General features: G+C 54.4%; 12 protein-coding genes. 8 read left to right on the top strand and 4 right to left on the bottom strand.

Annotated elements, in window-relative coordinates:
* Window positions 1–147: 147 nt before the first annotated feature.
* A complete protein-coding gene (zapC, locus tag L977_RS08050) occupies window positions 148–690 on the top strand; it encodes a cell division protein ZapC (RefSeq protein ID WP_014883243.1) in 543 nt (180 codons plus the stop codon).
* Here the strand turns inward: zapC and L977_RS08045 are convergent.
* Complete coding sequence (locus L977_RS08045; RefSeq protein WP_014883244.1) at window positions 687–1796, bottom strand: YcbX family protein; 1110 nt, start codon at window positions 1794–1796, stop codon at window positions 687–689. The two genes, zapC and L977_RS08045, sit on opposite strands and share 4 nt — an antisense overlap.
* Window positions 1797–1894: 98 nt before the next feature.
* Here L977_RS08045 and rlmKL point away from each other — a divergent pair, with 98 nt between their 5' ends.
* The 6 genes from rlmKL (at window position 1895) to rmf (ending at window position 9822) form a co-directional block, all read left to right on the top strand.
* Complete coding sequence (gene rlmKL, locus L977_RS08040; RefSeq protein WP_023332608.1) at window positions 1895–4003, top strand: bifunctional 23S rRNA (guanine(2069)-N(7))-methyltransferase RlmK/23S rRNA (guanine(2445)-N(2))-methyltransferase RlmL; 2109 nt, start codon at window positions 1895–1897, stop codon at window positions 4001–4003.
* Window positions 4004–4015: 12 nt separating this feature from the next.
* Entirely contained in the window at window positions 4016–5923 is a 1908-nt protein-coding gene (locus L977_RS08035) for an ABC transporter ATP-binding protein (RefSeq protein WP_014883246.1), read from the top strand.
* Window positions 5924–5936: 13 nt separating this feature from the next.
* Window positions 5937–7190, top strand: a complete 1254-nt coding sequence (gene pqiA / locus L977_RS08030; RefSeq protein ID WP_032637056.1) for a membrane integrity-associated transporter subunit PqiA — start codon at window positions 5937–5939, stop codon at window positions 7188–7190.
* Between the two features lie 4 nt (window positions 7191–7194).
* Window positions 7195–8835: an intermembrane transport protein PqiB gene (gene pqiB, locus L977_RS08025; protein ID WP_014883248.1), complete on the top strand. Its 1641-nt coding sequence runs from the start codon at window positions 7195–7197 to the stop codon at window positions 8833–8835.
* Window positions 8832–9398, top strand: a complete 567-nt coding sequence (gene pqiC / locus L977_RS08020; RefSeq protein ID WP_014883249.1) for a membrane integrity-associated transporter subunit PqiC — start codon at window positions 8832–8834, stop codon at window positions 9396–9398. The genes pqiB and pqiC overlap by 4 nt, the downstream gene beginning before the upstream one ends.
* Window positions 9399–9654: 256 nt before the next feature.
* Entirely contained in the window at window positions 9655–9822 is a 168-nt protein-coding gene (gene rmf, locus L977_RS23135; protein WP_013097261.1) for a ribosome modulation factor, read from the top strand.
* Between the two features lie 71 nt (window positions 9823–9893).
* Here rmf and fabA read toward each other — a convergent pair whose 3' ends face one another.
* Entirely contained in the window at window positions 9894–10412 is a 519-nt protein-coding gene (fabA, locus tag L977_RS08015) for a bifunctional 3-hydroxydecanoyl-ACP dehydratase/trans-2-decenoyl-ACP isomerase (protein ID WP_000227926.1), read from the bottom strand.
* A 68-nt stretch (window positions 10413–10480) separates the two neighbouring features.
* On the bottom strand, window positions 10481–12241 hold the full coding sequence (locus L977_RS08010) for an AAA family ATPase (protein ID WP_014883250.1): 1761 nt from the start codon (window positions 12239–12241) through the stop codon (window positions 10481–10483).
* A 186-nt stretch (window positions 12242–12427) separates the two neighbouring features.
* Between L977_RS08010 and matP the strand changes: the two genes are divergently transcribed.
* Window positions 12428–12880: a macrodomain Ter protein MatP gene (gene matP / locus L977_RS08005; protein ID WP_023332611.1), complete on the top strand. Its 453-nt coding sequence runs from the start codon at window positions 12428–12430 to the stop codon at window positions 12878–12880.
* 64 nt (window positions 12881–12944) lie between these two features.
* On the opposite strand, the gene ompA is transcribed toward matP, so the two are convergent.
* A complete protein-coding gene (gene ompA / locus L977_RS08000) occupies window positions 12945–14000 on the bottom strand; it encodes a porin OmpA (protein WP_014883252.1) in 1056 nt (351 codons plus the stop codon).
* Window positions 14001–14239: the final 239 nt, after the last annotated feature.

Genomic DNA, 14239 nt, shown 5'->3' with positions numbered 1-14239 from the left:
GAACCAGGGCTTTATTTCCAGCCCTGGTTGTTTTATATTCCGTCACTGTTGCTTATTTAGACATTCTGGTCTTTTATTAATGGTGTTATAAACGAAGCGACAATCAGGACATTTTTAGTACAGGACGTTTGGGGACGGGAGAGAAACATGCGAATTAAACCTGACGATAACTGGCGCTGGTATTTTTGCGACGAGCACGATCGTATGATGCTCGATTTAGCCAATGGCATGTTGTTTCGTTCTCGTTTTGCCCGCCGAATGTTAACCCCGGACGCGTTTTCACCCTCGGGCTTTTGCGTTGACGATGCTGCACTTTATTTCTCCTTTGAAGAAAAATGTCGCGATCTGGTGCTCTCTAAAGAGCAGCGTGCCGAGCTGGTATTAAATGCGCTGGTGGCGATTCGTTTCCTGAAACCGCAAATGCCGAAAAGCTGGCATTTCCTGCCGCACGACATGAACTGGACGCCAGCAACGGGTGATGCGGCCAGCGTCAATCTGAGCGATACCGCCGAAGAGGTGAGTTTGTTAGTGGTGGAGCCGGGCGAAAATGCTGCGCTTTGTCTGCTGGCGCAACCCGGCGTGACGATTGCCGGGCGCGTAATGCAGTTAGGGGATGCGATCAAAGTCATGAATGACAGGCTGAAGCCACAGGTGCGTGTCGATTCCTTCAGCCTCGAACAGGCGGTTTAAGCTTCCAGCTGTACGGATGTTTTCGGTACGCAGCTACAGCACAGAATTGTGCCGTCGTTTCCCACTGCCGATTTCTTCAGCGCAGTCACTTCTCCCTCTACCAGCTTGATGCGACAGCATCCGCAGATTCCCGCACGACAAGAATACGGTACGCGAATACCGGCCTGTTCCAGTTGCTCCAGCAGCACCTGCTGATTGTTGCCACGAATAATTTTGCCCTGCCAGTGAATATCCACGGCAGAGGCGACGTTCGTCTCAACTTCAACGCTTTCTTCTTCCTGACCGGCGCCGTACACTTTCGCAGGTCCGCGGGCGAGGATTTCGACCTCATCGCCCACGCGGATCACACCGCTGGAGCGGGGGATCAGGTTCTGGCCGAAATCGACATCGCCGTTATCCTGGGCGGTGCGGAACGATTGCAGCGTTTTCAGCGGTTCGCCAGAGGGGTGCTTTTGCCCTTTTTCCGGACTCACGGTGGTAAAGATACAGCGGCTGCACGGCTTGACGACATCAAAGATGACGCTACCAATGCGGATCGTTTTCCAGGTGTCTTCTTCCCACGCATCGGCACCGGTTACCACCAGGTTCGGACGGAACTGCTCCATCTGCACGCTGGCTTTACAGCGGTTTTGTAAATCACGCAGCGATGCCTCGTTGGTCAGCAGGAACGGGAAGCCGTCGGCGAAGGAAAGCGGAACGGCATCGTGGCGCTTCACGCGGCGCGTCAGTTCAGGCCCCACCCAGCGCAGCTGCACGTCGCGGGAAAAGAAGCCGCTTAGCCAGCGGTTAATCTCTTCCGGGGCGATGCGCGCGGTAAAATGGTTACCCCAGACTTCCGTTGGCGCGTCGACGGGCGCAAAATCAGCAAAGCGAATCACCGTGCTGGAACCGTCCGGCGCGGTCAAATGCAATCCGTCATGAAGCGGGGAAGGGGTAAAGCGAACCATCTGCGGGAACTGGCGCGCGGTGATGAACGTACCGTCAGGCTCGGTGACCATAAAAATACGATCGAAGGCAAATCCGCTCATGTCTGCCAGTGCGTGAGAAACGCCAATGCCGCGCATGGATTTCACCGGATGAATAAAAAGCCTGGATAACGTCGCCACTGCATACTCCCGCAAATGAAAATAAGCCTTCAACTTTATGACATACACGCCATATTAGCTATAATGCGCGACAATTTTCTAAGAGTAAAAGTGACGATATGAATTCTCTGTTTGCCAGTACGGCCCGTGGGCTGGAAGAGCTGTTAAAAACTGAACTGGAAGCCCTGGGTGCGCAAGAGTGCCAGGTAGTTCAGGGTGGTGTCCATTTTGAGGGCGACACGCGGCTTATTTACCAGAGCCTGATGTGGAGCCGTCTGGCGTCGCGCATCATGCTGCCGATGAAGGAGTGCAAGGTCTATAGCGACCTTGACCTCTATACCGGCGTACAGATGATCGACTGGACAGAGATCTTCACCCCAAATGCCACCTTTGCGGTGCATTTCAACGGCGTGAACGATGAGATCCGCAACAGTCAGTACGGTGCGCTGCGCGTGAAAGACGCCATTGTGGACTGCTTCACCCGCAAGAATAAGGAACGCCCTAATGTCGATCGCGAAAATCCGGACCTGCGTATCAACGTCTGGCTGAACGGCGACACGGCGAGCATTTCTCTCGATCTGAGCGGCGCGGGTCTGCATTTACGTGGCTATCGCGATCGCACCGGGATGGCGCCGATCAAAGAAACCCTTGCCGCAGCCATTGTGATGCGCTCCGGCTGGCAGCCGGGCACACCGCTGCTCGATCCGATGTGTGGTTCCGGTACGCTGCTGATTGAAGCCGCAATGCTGGCTACCGACCGTGCGCCAGGGCTGCACCGCGGTCACTGGGGCTTTAAAGGCTGGGCGCAGCATGATGAAGCCCTCTGGAAAGAGGTCAAAGATGACGCGCAGAGCCGTGCGCGTAAAGGCCTGGCAGAGTACACCTCGCATTTCTATGGTTCGGACAGCGACCCGCGCGTGATTGAACGTGCGCGAAGCAACGCCCGTCGAGCGGGTATCGGTGAGCTGGTCACCTTCGACGTGAAAGATGTCGCGAACCTGACCAACCCGCTGCCGAAAGGCCCGTACGGTACCGTCATCAGTAACCCGCCATACGGTGAGCGTCTGGACAGCGAACCGGCGCTGATCGCCCTGCACAGCCTGCTGGGCCGCAATATGAAAGACTATTTTGGCGGCTGGAATCTGTCTCTGTTCAGCGCGTCGCCGGAGCTGTTGAGCTGTCTGCAACTGCGCGCCGATCGCCAGTTTAAAGCGAAAAACGGTCCGCTGGACTGTGTGCAGAAAAACTACCATCTGGCAGAAAAAGCGGCGGACAGTAAGCCAACCGGCGTGGCGGAAGATTACGCCAACCGTCTGCGTAAGAATCTGAAGAAATTCGAGAAGTGGGCGAAGCAGGAAGGGATTGAATGTTACCGCCTGTACGATGCCGACCTGCCGGAGTACAACGTGGCGGTTGATCGCTACGCCGACTGGGTCGTCATTCAGGAATATGCTCCGCCAAAAACCATTGATGCACAAAAAGCGCGTCAGCGTATGCTGGACGTGATTGCGGCCACCATCGCCGTGCTGGGCATTGCGCCGAACAAGCTGGTACTGAAAACGCGCGAGCGTCAGAAGGGCAAAAACCAGTACCAGAAGATGGGCGAGAAGGGTGACTACATTGAAGTGGGCGAATATAACGCCCGCCTGTGGGTTAACCTGACCGACTATCTCGATACCGGTCTGTTCCTTGACCACCGTATCGCCCGCCGTATGCTCGGCCAGATGAGCAAGGGGAAAGATTTCCTCAACCTGTTCTCTTATACCGGCAGCGCGAGTGTGCATGCCGGCCTCGGCGGCGCGCGCAGTACCACTACCGTGGATATGTCGCGTACCTACCTGGAGTGGGCCGAGCGTAACCTGCGTCTGAACGGTTTAACCGGGCGCCAGCATCGCCTGATGCAGGCCGACGTGCTGGGCTGGCTGCGTGATACTGATGAACAGTTCGACCTGATCTTTATCGATCCGCCGACCTTCTCCAACTCTAAGCGCATGGAGGATAGCTTTGACGTTCAACGCGACCACCTGCGCCTGATGACCGACCTGAAGCGCCTGTTGCGTAAAGGCGGCACCATTATGTTCTCGAACAACAAACGCGGCTTCCGTATGGATCACGACGGTTTAGCAGCCCTGGGACTGAAAGCACAAGAAATTAGCCAAAAAACGCTGTCTCAGGACTTCGCCCGTAACCGTCAAATCCATAACTGCTGGTTGATTACCGCGGTCTGAAAGGAATAATAAATGTCTTTAATTAGTATGCACGGCGCGTGGCTCTCTTTCAGTGACTCACCGCTTCTCGATAATGCAGAGCTGCATATCGAAGATAACGAACGCGTCTGTCTGGTGGGCCGTAACGGCGCGGGTAAATCCACGCTGATGAAAATCCTCAACCGCGAGCAGGGGCTGGATGACGGCCGCATCGTGTACGAGCAGGATCTGATTGTCTCCCGCCTCCAGCAGGACCCGCCGCGCCATGTCACCGGCAGCGTGTACGACTTCGTGGCGGAGGGGATCTCTGAGCAGGCGGAATACCTGAAGCGCTATCACGAGATTTCGCATCTGGTCATGACCGACCCGAGCGACAAGAATCTCAATGAGCTCGCAAAAGTGCAGGAGATGCTCGATCACCACGGCCTGTGGCAGCTTGAAAACCGCATTAATGAAGTGCTGGCCCAGCTTGGTCTGGAAGCGGATATGGAGCTGTCTGCGCTCTCCGGCGGCTGGCTGCGTAAAGCGGCCCTGGGCCGCGCGCTGGTCAGCGGGCCGAAAGTGCTGCTGCTGGACGAACCGACGAACCACCTGGATATCGAAGCCATTGACTGGCTGGAAGGGTTCCTGAAAACCTTCAGCGGCACCATCATCTTTATCTCGCACGACCGTTCGTTTATTCGCAATATGGCGACCCGTATTGTCGATCTCGACCGCGGTAAGCTGGTCACTTATCCTGGCGATTACGATACCTATCTGCTGGAGAAAGAAGAAAACCTGCGCGTGGAAGAGCTGCAGAATGCTGAGTTTGACCGCAAACTGGCGCAGGAAGAGGTCTGGATCCGCCAGGGCATCAAAGCCCGCCGTACCCGTAACGAAGGCCGTGTGCGTGCCCTGAAAGCGATGCGCCGCGAGCGCAGCGAACGCCGCGAAGTGATGGGCAGCGCCAAAATGCAGGTTGAAGAGGCATCCCGCTCCGGCAAGATTGTCTTCGAAATGGAAAACGTTAACTATCAGGTTGACGGCAAAGTGCTGGTAAAAGATTTCTCTGCTCAGGTCCAGCGCGGCGACAAAATTGCGCTGATTGGCCCGAACGGCTGCGGCAAAACCACATTACTGAAGCTGATGCTGAGCCAGTTGCAGGCTGACAGCGGCCGTATTCACTGCGGCACCAAACTTGAAGTGGCCTACTTCGACCAGCACCGCGCGGAGCTGGATCCGGACCGCACGGTAATGGATAACCTCGCTGAAGGTAAGCAGGAGGTCATGGTAAACGGTAAGCCGCGCCATGTGCTGGGTTACCTGCAGGACTTCCTGTTCCATCCGAAACGTGCGATGACGCCGGTTCGCGCCCTGTCCGGCGGGGAACGTAACCGCCTGTTGCTGGCACGTCTGTTCCTGAAGCCAAGCAACCTGCTGATCCTCGATGAACCGACGAACGATCTGGATGTCGAAACGCTGGAATTGCTGGAAGAGCTGATCGACGGGTACCAGGGAACCGTGATGCTGGTCAGCCACGATCGTCAGTTCGTTGATAATACCGTGACCGAGTGCTGGATCTTCGAAGGGGAAGGGCGAATTGGACAGTATGTGGGCGGTTACCACGATGCAAAAGGGCAGCAGTCACAGTCTCTGGCGCAAAAACAGTCAAAGTCCAAAACAAGTGCTGAACCTGCTGTAACAAAAGCAGAAACAGTCAAGAAAAGCTCGGCTAAACTAAGCTATAACCTGCAGCGCGAACTGGAGGGGCTTCCTCAGCGTCTGGAAGAGCTGGAGGCGGCGCTTGAAGATCTTCAGGCACAGGTTGCTGATGCCTCATTCTTTACCCAGTCGCATGACTATACTCAGAAAGTATTGGCTGAACTGTCCGCGGCTGAAAAAGCCCTGGAAGAAGCATTTGAGCGCTGGGAGTACCTTGAGTCTCTGAAGAACGGCGCATAAACAGGGATAACATATGTGTGACCAGCACCATGCCGACAGGCATATATTATGCTCGCAATGCGATATGCTCGTGGCGTTGCCAGAGCTGGGTCACGGACATAAAGCCCTGTGTCCACGTTGCGGCGCAACGCTGACGACCGAGTGGGACGCGCCAAGGCAGCGTCCCACTGCTTACGCACTGGCGGCATTATTTATGCTGCTGCTCTCCAATCTCTTCCCCTTCATCTATATGAAGGTGGGGGGGATGACAAGCCAGGTGGATCTGCTTGAAATCCCGGGCGTGATGTTCTCGGAAGATTACGCCAGCCTCGGCACCTTTTTTCTGCTGTTTGTCCAGATAGTCCCGGCGTTTTGCCTGGTGGTCATTCTTCTGCTGGTCAACCGCGTCAGGATGCCGACATCACTGAAAATCCGGCTCGCGCGTGTCCTTTTCCAGCTCAAAAGCTGGGGGATGGCTGAGATCTTTCTGGCCGGGATACTGGTCAGTTTCGTGAAGCTGATGGCGTATGGCGATGTCGGGATTGGCAGTAGCTTTGTGCCCTGGTGCCTGTATTGCATCCTGCAGCTGCGCGCCTTCCAGTGCGTGGACAGGCGCTGGGCGTGGGACGATATCGCCCCGGCACCGACGCTTGCACAGACGGTGAAGGTCGGTGTGCCGGGTATCCGCCAGGGGCTGCGTTCCTGTCCGTGCTGTACCGCCGTGCTGCCCGCCGATCTCGACGTGTGTCCGCGCTGCGAAACGAAAGGCCACGTCCGTCGCAAGAACAGCCTGCAGTGGACAATGGCGCTGCTGGTGACATCCGTCATGCTGTATCTTCCCGCCAATATTCTGCCGATTATGATCACCGACCTGCTCGGTGACAAAATGCCCTCGACGATCCTCGCGGGGGTGATCCTGCTCTGGGGCGAAGGATCCTATCCGGTCGCCGGCGTGATTTTCATCGCCAGTATTATGGTACCCACCTTAAAAATGATCGCCATTGCCTGGCTCTGCTGGGATGCAAAAGGTCACGGAAAGCGCGACAGCGAACGCATGCATCTGATTTATGAGGTGGTCGAGTTTGTTGGTCGCTGGTCAATGATCGACGTGTTTGTAATTGCCGTTCTCTCTGCGCTGGTGCGGATGGGCGGTTTGATGAGTATTTATCCCGCGATGGGGGCTTTAATGTTTGCGCTGGTCGTGATTATGACCATGTTTGCGGCCATGACCTTCGACCCTCGTTTATCGTGGGATCGTGAGCCTGAATCAAGCCATGAGGAAGAGTAAGAGCATGGAAAATAAGAGTGGAGAGGCGAAAGTGCAGAAGGTCAAAAACTGGTCACCGGTGTGGATTTTCCCCATCGTGACGGCGCTGATCGGTGCCTGGATCCTGTTTTATCATTACAGCCATCAGGGACCGGAAGTGACGCTGATTACCACCAATGCCGAGGGGATTGAGGGCGGTAAAACGACCATCAAAAGCCGCAGCGTGGATGTGGGCGTGGTGGAAAGCGCAACCCTGACCGACGATTTAACCCATGTGGAGATCAAGGCGCGCCTGAATGCCGGCATGGAAAAACTACTGCATGGCGATTCTGTTTTCTGGGTGGTTAAACCGCAGGTGGGGCGCGAAGGGATCAGCGGCTTAGGAACGCTGCTTTCAGGTGCCTATATTGAACTCCAGCCGGGTACAAAAGGTAACCAGCCGGGGCAATATCAGCTTCTGGATTCACCGCCGCTAGCTCCGCCGGATGCAAAAGGTATCCGCGTGATTTTAGACAGTAAAAAAGCGGGTCAGCTCACGGCGGGCGATCCGGTGTTGTTCCGCGGTTATCGTGTGGGTTCGGTTGAGAAAAGCACGTTTGACCCACAGAAAAGGTCCATCAGCTATCAGCTGTTCATCAATGCACCTAACGATCGTCTGGTTACCAGCAATGTCCGTTTCTGGAAAGACAGCGGCATCGCGGTCGATCTGACCTCGGCAGGCATGCGTGTTGAAATGGGCTCCCTGACAACGCTGTTTGGCGGTGGCGTAAGTTTTGACGTGCCGGAAGGTCTTGATCTGGGGCAGCCGGTTGCGGAGAACACCGCTTTCCGCCTGTTTGACGATCAAAAAAGCATTCAGGATGCGCTCTACACCGATCACGTTGACTTCCTGATGTTCTTTAAAGACTCCGTTCGTGGCCTGCAGCCGGGAGCGCCGGTTGAGTTCCGCGGCATTCGTCTCGGTACGGTTGGGCAAGTACCGTTCTTTGTGCCTGGTCTGCAGCAGGTCCTGGATGATGATTACCGCATTCCGGTGCTGATTCGTATCGAACCAGAACGTCTGATCAACCAGATTGGCGAGAACCAGGATATTGCCACGCATATCTCTCAACTGATGGAACGTGGTCTGCGCGGGTCGTTGAAGACCGGCAACCTGGTGACCGGCGCGCTGTATGTGGATATGGATTTCTATCAGAAAGCACCGCCGATTACCGGCATTCGTGAATTCGGTGGCTATAAAATCATCCCAACCGTGAGCAGCGGACTGGCTCAGATCCAGCAGCGTCTGATGGAAACGCTGGATAAGATTAACAATCTGCCGCTGAACCCAATGATTGAAGCCGCGACAGGTTCGTTACATCAGAGCCAGGCGACGATGCAACGCCTGCAAACCACGCTGGATAACATCAATAAGCTCACTGCAAGCCAGAGCATGCAGCAGTTGCCGCAGGATATGCAGAAAACGCTGCGTGAGCTGAACCGCAGTATGCAGGGCTTCCAGCCAGGCTCGGCGGCGTACAACAAGATGGTGGCAGATATGCAGCGTCTTGATCAGGTCTTGCGCGAACTGCAGCCGGTTCTGAAAACGCTCAACGAGAAGAGCAACGCGCTGGTGTTTGAAGCGAAAGATAAAAAGGATCCTGAGCCGAAGAGGGCGAAACAATGAAAAAATGGCTAGCGATTGTAGGAGCGATGGTACTTACGGCCTGTAGCTCAGGAAGTGAAACGAAAAGCTACTATCAGCTACCGCTGATGGCGCAGGCAGGTACCCAGAGTACCGCTTCGCAAGGCAACCGTCTGCTGTGGGTTGAGCAAGTTGCCGTGCCGGACTACCTGGCTGGCAATGGGGTGGTCTACCAGACCAGCGATGTACAGTACACCATCGCCAACAATAATCTGTGGGCCAGCCCGCTGGATCAGCAGTTGCGCAATACGCTGGTGGCAAATCTGAGCAGCCAGCTTCCGGGCTGGGTTGTCGCTTCCCAGCCACTGGGTAGCGATCAGGATACGCTGAACGTCACGGTAACGGGCTTCCATGGTCGGTATGACGGTGCCGTTATCATCAGCGGAGAGTGGCTGCTGAATCATCAGGGACAGCTGATTAAGCGTCCTTTCCATCTGGAACTGAAGCAGCAGAAAGATGGCTATGATGAAATGGTGAAAGTCCTTGCTCAGGGTTGGGCGCAGGAGTCAGCCAGTATCGCCAGGGAGATTTCCCGGCTGCCATAAGTAAAATTCATCATCAAAAACCGCAATTGGCCTGTCGCTGATTGCGGTTTTTTTTTCGTTTTGGCTTCAGGTTGTTACTTGTGCCGGGTCACACTTTTTGTACAAATGATCTTCTGGCTAGCTCACAAATATGACACCCGTATGAATTTTGAACATTGACGCTGCAATGAATTCGGGGTATTCGTTATCTGTGCCTGTACATTTAGTGCAGACACTGTTTTCTTTCCACCAGACAAAAGAATGAGGGAAACGAGGCATGAAGAGACAGAAACGAGATCGCCTGGAACGGGCTCATCAACGTGGTTATCAGGCCGGCATCGCTGGACGTTCTAAAGAAATGTGTCCTTATCAGACGATAAATCAAAGGTCACAATGGCTTGGAGGCTGGCGAGAAGCCATCGGCGACAGGGCACTCATTGCCTGATAACGTCTCTTTAAAGAAAGAAACCTCCGCACTGCGGAGGTTTCGCCTTTCAGGGAGGGCTTAACGCAAAATCAGAATGCGGAAGTGTCCTGGAACAGGCCAACTTTCAGGTCGTTCGCGGTATAGATCAGACGACCATCTACCAGCACTTCGCCATCCGCCAGGCCCATAATCAGGCGACGGTTAACAATGCGCTTGAAGTGAATACGATAGGTCACTTTCTTCGCTGTAGGCAGAACCTGGCCGGTGAATTTCACTTCGCCCACGCCCAGTGCGCGGCCTTTGCCTTCACCACCCAGCCAGCCCAGATAGAAGCCAACCAGCTGCCACATGGCATCCAGGCCCAGGCAGCCAGGCATTACCGGATCGCCAATGAAGTGGCAACCGAAGAACCACAGGTCCGGGTTGATATCGAGTTCTGCTTCTACGTAACCCTTATCGAAGTTGCCGCCGGTTTCGGTCATTTTCACGACACGGTCCATCATCAGCATGTTCGGGGCCGGTAACTGTGGGCCTTTCGCGCCAAACAGTTCACCGCGACCAGAGGCAAGAAGATCTTCTTTTGTATAGGATTCGCGTTTATCTACCATGTTCTCAGTAAGCCTTATTTTAGTGAAGGACGCAGGATAGCTAACACGTGTACGCTGAACAAGTCCGATCAGTTTGAATTAAACCAGCCCAGCCAGCGTAACGGCCATGGATAACGGTGGCGAGCATCTTGCTGTGTCGCCTGAGCAATTCGCTCCTGGATGGTCTGCATCAGGGTCGTCTGCCCCTCGCCATCCCATACCAGGTTTGTCAGTAAGGGTAGTGCATCCTCAATCCCTTCGATGGCCCAGATGGCGAATTGTTCCTGCTCAACCGCGTCCAGAATAGCCTGGCTAAGGCTTAAATGGCGTACATTGGGTGCTGGAATAATCACACCCTGTTTGCCGTTTAAACCACGCTGCTGACAGATAGAGAAGAAGCCTTCAATTTTTTCGTTCAGACCGCCAACAGGCTGAGCACGACCGAACTGATCGACCGAACCGGTGATCGCGAGGTTCTGGTTGATCGGCACGTCTGCCAGGGCGCTGATCAAGGCGCAGAGCTCCGCCATAGAGGCGCTATCGCCATCCACTTCGCTATAGGATTGTTCAAACGTCAGCGAGGCGGAGAAGGGGATTTGCTGCTCAAGCTGCAGCTCAGACATCAAAAACGCCTGCATGATCATCATGCCTTTGGCGTGAATGTTGCCACCCAGCTCGGCTTTGCGTTCAATATCGGTGAACTCGCCATCGCCAACATGCACAACACAACTGATGCGTGAGGGTTCCCCGAACGCGCGCGGGTGGCCAGGGAATTCAATCACGGACAGGGCGTTAATCTGGCCGACGCGTTCACCTTCGGTCTCGACCAGAATTTGTTCCAGCAGAATTTCATCCTGCATACGGTCAGCAAGATAGCCTTCGCGCCACTCACGCTGCGCCAGCATCTGCGTGAGCTGTTCGCCAGTAAACGCACCTTTACCGCTGATCACACCCACTTCACGCAGCTGCTTGCCTATCCAGAGTGGACTGAGCGGCAGGGTTTCCTGGTCACCGGTATAACGAACCGCTTCGCGGATCAAACCCGGCCACGCGTCAGCGGCAGGCATTGGCAATGCAAAGCGTTCCGCAACGGCCAGCACCCACTGACACCACTGTGCCATGTCATCAGCATCGGCTACCTGGATGTTGTCTTCGTATTCGCTGTAAACCGCCAGCTCAGCCAGTTCCGGCTCCATTTCCTGGAAGTCAGCCAGCGATTCACGATCGCCCGTCAGCACGACGGTCAGCGACAGCGGCATTGACGGCACGGAGACCGGCAGAGGGCGAGACTCATCGTAACCGACCCAGTCAAAGCGTTGCTGGGTCACAATCGTTTTCAGGCGCATCCACAGCAGCGGCTGCGAGAGCAGGGTGCGCAGAGAGATGATCAGCACGCCGCCGTTTGCGCGATGTACCAGACCCGGTTGCAGTGAAAGCTCACCATTGAACTGACGCAGACAGCCAAAGAGTTGTTCAGCCTCGACCCAGTTAGCGGTAATGACTTCACCTGTCGCTGCAAAACGGTCATCGGCCTGGTCCGCCGGTTCGAAGGCGATCTTATCTCCCGCGATACGATACTGGCCGCCAAAGACCGCGTTCGCTTCCGGGCGCAACTGGCGCATAGCGTCCCCGAGAAGCGTCAGATATTCCGCCTCTTCGGGGGCTTTCAGCAGCATGAAGGGCGATGTCGCCCATGGGCTTAACGCCTGCTCCAGCGCATAATGCAAACGGGGTTGCGTATCGCTAAGGATGAATGGATGTTCTGTTGCGAGTTCGGGCTGTGAAAACAGGTCCTGATAGCTCTCGGTATCCGGAACAAGGTCACGCCATGCAAGTTTCGTAATCGTCAAAGTTGATGTTTTTTAGTCAGATGTAAAAGCGTGGAGTATACCGTAAGCGGGGGGATCTACCCAAGCAGGATTGGGTATTTCGACAGCGGGAATGGCTGCATTGACTCACAGGATATGATTTCTTTTCAGCAGATTGCCAAAAAACTGATATTCTGAACAGAGTTACGTGGTAACACTGAGATCGCAATGAAATATCAACAACTGGAAAATCTCGAAAGCGGCTGGAAATGGAAGTACCTGGTCAAAAAGCACCGTGAAGGGGAGCTGATCACCTGCTACATCGAAGCCAGCGCTGCACAAGAAGCCGTGGATATTTTGCTGACCCTCGAGAATGAACCGGTACAGGTTAACGGCTGGATTGAGAAACACATCAATCCCGCGTTGTTAAACCGGATGAAGCAAACGATCCGCGCGCGACGCAAACGGCATTTTAATGCTGAGCATCAGCACACGCGTAAAAAATCAATCGATCTGGAGTTCGTGGTCTGGCAGCGTCTGGCTGGGCTGGCGCAACGGCGTGGTAAAACGCTGTCGGAAACCATCGTGCAGTTGATTGAGGATGCCGAACATAAAGAGAAGTATGCTAACCAAATGTCGTCGCTGAAAAACGACCTTCAGGCGTTGCTGGGCAAAAAGTAGATTTGTGTTTTTCTTCAGATAATAAAAAACCCCGCATTGCGGGGTTTTTTTATAAGACGATAACTTATGCCGCTGGCTGAGTTACAACGTCTTTAACGCCTTTAACTTCGATCTCTACGCGACGATCTGGAGCCAGGCAGTCGATCAGTGCAGCGCGAGCTTTCACGTTGTCACAGGTGTTGCCAGTAACTGGGTTAGATTCGCCCATACCACGTGGGGAGATCTTGTTAGCTGGGATACCTTTAGAGATCAGGTAATCAACAACAGACTGAGCACGTTTCTCAGACAGTTTCTGGTTGTAAGCGTCAGAACCGATACGGTCGGTGAAGCCCAGAACCACTACGGAACCGTCTTTAGGATCCAGGTTGCTCAGCTGGGTGTACAGCTGATCCAGTGCCTGCTGGCCTTCTGGTTTCAGAGTCGCTTTGTTGAAGTTGAACAGAACGTCAGACTTCAGAGTGAAGTGCTTGGTCTGTACTTCTGGAGCTGGAGCCGGCGCTGGAGCAACAACTGGTGCTGCATCTTCCTGCTGGCCGAAACGGTAGGAAACACCTACGCTCAGCATGCCGTTGTCTGGACGAACGCCAACGGTAGCACCGTCGCCGATGTTGTTAACCCACTGGTATTCCAGACGGGTAGCGATGTCACGGGTCATAGCCCACTCAACGCCACCAGCGAATACTGGGGAAACACCGGTGTCATGGTCGTCGCCAGCGATGCTGTTGCTGGAGTCAGCGCGCCATACCATACCACCCAGACGGGTGTACACGTCCAGATCGTCAGTTACTGGGTAACCCAGTTTAGCGGTCAGCTGTACGCCTTGAGCTTTAAAAGCGCCATTAACGTTGTCGCCTTTGTATGGCATACGACCTAACCAGTCGTAACCCATTTCAAAACCAACATACGGGTTAACCTGATAGCCACCGAACGCACCTGCACCAAGCTGGCTCTCGTGAGTAGGGCCATCATTGTTCAGGCTGCTGTTGTACCAGCCGGTGTCGTGGAACTGAGACCAGCCCAGTTTACCACCTGCATACCAGGTATTATCTTTCGGAGCGGCCTGCGCTACGGTAGCGAAGCCAGCCAGTGCCACTGCAATCGCGATAGCTGTCTTTTTCATTTTTTGCGCCTCGTTATCATCCAAAATTCGCCATGAATGTCTCAAGTAGAGAATCACGGTTAAATCCTTCACCGGGGGGCGTGGTCAAATATAAATCTACCGATATCTTCGGCTTAGGCCGAGCACCCCTGGCGATGTAAAGTCTACAACGTAGCTGAAAACTTACAAGTGTGAAGTCTGTCAGGCATATGAAAAAAAAAGTTCCGTATACCTATTATTTAACATTTTTAGAAATGTTC

Origin of the sequence: Enterobacter sp. ZOR0014, from assembly GCF_000798855.1 — a bacterium.
Lineage (GTDB): Bacteria > Pseudomonadota > Gammaproteobacteria > Enterobacterales > Enterobacteriaceae > Enterobacter > Enterobacter kobei.
This window is presented reverse-complemented; position numbering and strand designations above follow the sequence as displayed.

Bases quoted from the DNA above. Each gene is read 5' to 3' on its own strand.
- rmf (WP_013097261.1), top strand. From the start codon at position 9,655: ATGAAGAGACAGAAACGAGATCGCCTGGAACGGGCTCATCAACGTGGT.
- matP (WP_023332611.1), top strand. From the start codon at position 12,428: ATGAAATATCAACAACTGGAAAATCTCGAAAGCGGCTGGAAATGGAAG.
- ompA (WP_014883252.1), bottom strand. From the start codon at position 14,000: ATGAAAAAGACAGCTATCGCGATTGCAGTGGCACTGGCTGGCTTCGCT.
- rlmKL (WP_023332608.1), top strand. From the start codon at position 1,895: ATGAATTCTCTGTTTGCCAGTACGGCCCGTGGGCTGGAAGAGCTGTTA.
- pqiC (WP_014883249.1), top strand. From the start codon at position 8,832: ATGAAAAAATGGCTAGCGATTGTAGGAGCGATGGTACTTACGGCCTGT.
- pqiB (WP_014883248.1), top strand. From the start codon at position 7,195: ATGGAAAATAAGAGTGGAGAGGCGAAAGTGCAGAAGGTCAAAAACTGG.
- zapC (WP_014883243.1), top strand. From the start codon at position 148: ATGCGAATTAAACCTGACGATAACTGGCGCTGGTATTTTTGCGACGAG.
- L977_RS08035 (WP_014883246.1), top strand. From the start codon at position 4,016: ATGTCTTTAATTAGTATGCACGGCGCGTGGCTCTCTTTCAGTGACTCA.
- fabA (WP_000227926.1), bottom strand. From the start codon at position 10,412: ATGGTAGATAAACGCGAATCCTATACAAAAGAAGATCTTCTTGCCTCT.
- pqiA (WP_032637056.1), top strand. From the start codon at position 5,937: ATGTGTGACCAGCACCATGCCGACAGGCATATATTATGCTCGCAATGC.